4 protein-coding genes and 1 pseudogene are annotated in these 3,991 nt (G+C 35.4%); all 5 read left to right on the forward strand.

What is annotated here, in order from left to right:
• Positions 1-387: pseudogene (gene metX / locus WA010_RS05545) on the forward strand (homoserine O-acetyltransferase); the annotation flags it as partial.
• Positions 384-578 (forward strand): exodeoxyribonuclease VII small subunit, encoded by a 195-nt coding sequence (gene xseB / locus WA010_RS05550; RefSeq protein WP_422556151.1) that lies wholly within the window; start codon positions 384-386, stop codon positions 576-578. The pseudogene metX and the gene xseB, both read left to right, overlap by 4 nt.
• Positions 578-1,369, forward strand: a complete 792-nt coding sequence (locus tag WA010_RS05555) for a carbon-nitrogen hydrolase family protein (RefSeq protein ID WP_422556152.1) — start codon at positions 578-580, stop codon at positions 1,367-1,369. Before xseB ends, WA010_RS05555 begins: the two co-directional genes overlap by 1 nt.
• A 1-nt stretch (position 1,370) precedes the next feature.
• Positions 1,371-3,323 (forward strand): sensor histidine kinase, encoded by a 1,953-nt coding sequence (locus WA010_RS05560; protein ID WP_422556153.1) that lies wholly within the window; start codon positions 1,371-1,373, stop codon positions 3,321-3,323.
• Positions 3,324-3,377: 54 nt separating this feature from the next.
• Positions 3,378-3,991, forward strand: a 614-nt coding sequence (locus WA010_RS05565) for a HesA/MoeB/ThiF family protein (RefSeq protein WP_422556154.1), incomplete at its 3' end; no start/stop codon positions are given.

Consider the following 3,991-nt stretch of genomic DNA (forward strand, 5'->3'; position numbering starts at 1 on the left):
CGTGAATACAAGCGGACGGATGGCTTATTTGAACTGTTCGGTAAATTTCAGGTTGAATCGTATTTGGAGTACAACGGATACAATTTTACGAAGTGGTTTGATCCTCTGTCGTATTTGTATATCACCAAAGCGATTAATATCTACGATCTCTCACGAGGATTTGATTCACTCGAAGAGGCTTTAGGCAAAATCAATGCCGAACTTTATTTGGTGGGGTTTGAGAAAGACATCCTTTTCCTCCCTAGTGAGATGGAAGCGATCCACAGTGCGATGAGAGCATTGGGGAAAACCAATAGTGATTATTTGGAAGTTGAGAGTGACTATGGGCATGATGCTTTTTTAGTAGAAATTGATAAAATAGAGAATTACGTTCGGGAGGCACTATGAGTAACGAAGAGAGTTTTGAAACGAAGATAACAAATGCCAAAGTAATTTTAGAAAAGCTAATGGATCCGGCATTGGCGATGAACGAGAGTGTCAAAGCGTATGAAGAGGGGATGAAAGAGCTTAAAACTGCCGAAGCGATGCTCCAAAATGCTCAGTTACAGATTCAAATCATCAAAAATCAGGAGCAATAATGCGTGTTGCCATACTTCAACTCCCTTCCATTGGTATGGGGAGTAACAAGCTTGAGAGTTATGCCCGTGTAGCCAATCAAAAAGGGGTAAAACTCGTTTTGATGGGAGAATATCTTCTTAATCCCTTTTTTAAAGAACTTATCCAAACGCCTGTGAGCATGATTGCCGAACAAAGCAATCATCAAATCGAAACACTTAAATCCTTGGCGCTTAAATACGATCTTACGTTTGTCGCCCCTATCGTTATGGTGAAGAAAAAAGAGTGTACTAAAATGATTGCCAAGGTGAATGCCCGAAGCGTTACCTACTATCCTCAGCAATTTTTGATCAACTACCCTCACTGGAATGAAGAGAAATTTTTCAATAATCCGATTGAACCGGTAAAAGCTCCTCTGATTTTCGCTGTGAATGGATTTAAATTTGGAGTCATGGGGGGATTTGAAACTCATTTTGATCCAATGTGGGATGCGGTTAGTTCTAAAGTAGTAGATGTGGTATTGGTGCCGAGTGCTTCAACCTTTGAGTCGCATAATCGTTGGCGTGAACTTTTGAAAACACGAGCTTTTACCCATAATTGCTATATTTTGCGTGCTAATCGTGTCGGAGAGTATTGTGATGAAAAACATGCATGGAAGTTTTACGGTGATTCTATGGTGGTATCTCCTGATGGTGAGATCGAAGCAGATTTAGGTAATACTGAAGAGTTTTTGATTGTGGAGCTGGATCGAAAAAGCCTTAGCGAATCACGTAAAGGGTGGGGTTTTAAAGAGGCGTTACGTAAACGTAAATAGAGTGAAATTTTTTTTATTATATCTTTTTTTTACGTATTCATTGCTAGCGTCTACTTTCCAATCTTATGATAAAAATACTCACCTGATAGAATATTCTATTTCATATTGGGAAGATATTGACAAAAATAGTTCTATAAATGAAATAAAAAATATTACATTTACCTCTTATACAAAAGCACGAAGTATCAATTTTGGCTTTACTCAATCTGTCTATTGGTTTAAAATCGATCTAAATAATTTAAATTCTAAGTATCATCAAAAAATGTGGATGAAAATTGCCTATCCTCTTTTAGAAAATATTGATTTGTATTTGATTAATAAAGATGGGAAAATTCTGAAATATAAACAAATGGGAACAGCTAAACCTTTTCATACCCGTGAAGTATTTTCACATCATTTTATCTCTGAACTTCCTTTTGATACTATGTCTACTTCAACTCTCTTTTTGCGGGTGAAAACACAAAGTTCGATGCAATTACCTATTTCTATACTTTCTTCGGAAGATTTATTGGCAGAAATGGAGCAAAATAATTTTTTTGTCGGAATGTATTATGGTCTATTTATTATTATTTTACTTTACAATATTGTTTTGTTTATTTATACGCATGATCCAAATTATCTTCGTTACATACTTTTTTTAGTTTCATTTATTTTATGGCAACTCTCTTTTGATGGATTGGGAATTAAATACATTTGGGGTGATTTTCGTTGGTTAATTGAGCATGGTTCCAGTGCCTTTATTGCTTTAAGCTCATTTTTTGCCCTTTATTTTAGTCGTAATTTTCTTAATACCCCTCTGTATACTCCAAAAATGGATAAAGTAATTGTTACTATGATGAGCGTAACATTATCTATGAGTCTAGCTTCAGCATTTCTTCCATATGGAACCGTAATTCCTATTAATGCTGCTTTAGCCTCTCTTATGCCAATACTTTTATTGATAGTAGGTATAAGAGTAATGAAGCATGAATATCGAGCAGCACGTTTTTATGTAGCCGGTTGGGGGTCTTTTTTGATTGCCACCATTATTTTTGCTTTTAATAAGTTTGATCTTATTCCAAGTTTTTATGGTATAAACCATGTTCAACAAATCGGTTCAGCAATTGAAATGGTTTTTCTGTCTCTTGCTCTTGCACATAGAGTATATCTTTTACAACGTGAATATATTGGTAAATTAAATCGTTTGAATGATACTTTAAGCGAGAAAGTTAAAGTAGCACTTAATGAAGCGCGAATGAAAGATCGTCTGTTTGTTCAACAATCTAGACTTGCAGCTATGGGAGAAATGATTGAACAAATAGCTCATCAATGGCGACAACCATTGCATACTTTAGCATTAATTAATCAGGATATGTACGTTAAACAAAAACTAGGAATATGTGACGAAGAATATTTTGATAAAAGTCATACGCGGATTGATGAGCATCTCCAATATCTTTCTAAAACAATTGATGATTTTAGAAATTTTTACAAAACGGATAAATCGAAAGTCCTTGAAGATATTGGCAATTTAGCTTTGAATGCTTTAAATCTAAGTGATGTATTTTTAAAATACGCAAAAATAAAAACTGATTTAAATATTTCTACCAATCGTAAAGTCAATATTGCTAAAAATGAGATGATTCAAGTATTAATGAATCTCATTAAAAATGCGCATGATGCCATAATCGAGCAAAAGATTATTGAGGGAAAGATTATGATTAGTGTAGACGATTGTGCTAAAGGGGTTCAGGTACGTGTGGAGGATAATGCAGGGGGAATTTCTCCTAATATTCTAGGTAAAGTATTTGATATTTATTTTACAACAAAAGATCAGGACAAAGGTACCGGTCTTGGATTGCATATGTCAAAATATATTATTGAAGAAAGTTTTGGGGGAAAAATTTGGGTTGAAAATACTAATACTGGTGCTTGTTTTATTATTATTTTACCCGTGGAAACAGAACATGCATAATCGAATATGAGTAAAAAATGGGTTTATTAAGAAAATAAAAAGGAGAGTGTAAAGATGATGCAGTATTTTCATCGTCAGGTACAGTTATGGGGTGAAACGAGACAACAATCTTTACAATCGAAGAAGATTGCGATTATTGGAAGTGGAGGGCTAGGAAGCTCATTAGCATTTGCCTTAGGTGCATCAGGGATTGGTGAAATACATATGGTCGATTTTGATACCGTGAGTTTGCATAACATTCATCGTCAAATTGCCTTTAAAAGCGGTGATGAAGGGAAATATAAATCCGAAGTAGCTGCTGAACTGATTGAAGCACGATGCCCGTATGTACGAGCACATGCACATATCTGTCGTTTTGAAGAATTTATTGAGAAGAATATCGATGTGGATCTAATTATCGACGCAACCGATAATCTCCCCTCACGCGGTGCAATTAATACCTATGCTAAATCAAAAGGTTTACCGTGGGTATATGGATCGGTAGAAGCGTTTAACGGACAAGTCTGTTTTTTTGAAGAGGCTTCATTTACGGAACTGTTTAAAATAACTTCTAAAACCCCTGCGGGGATTGCGGCACCTATAGTAATGCATATAGCCTCATTGCAGGCAAATTTGGCATTGCGTTATCTTGCAGGGCTGAGTGTAAAAAAAGACAAGCTTTACTATCT

Source organism: Sulfuricurvum sp. (assembly GCF_049305995.1).
Lineage (GTDB): Bacteria > Campylobacterota > Campylobacteria > Campylobacterales > Sulfurimonadaceae > Sulfuricurvum.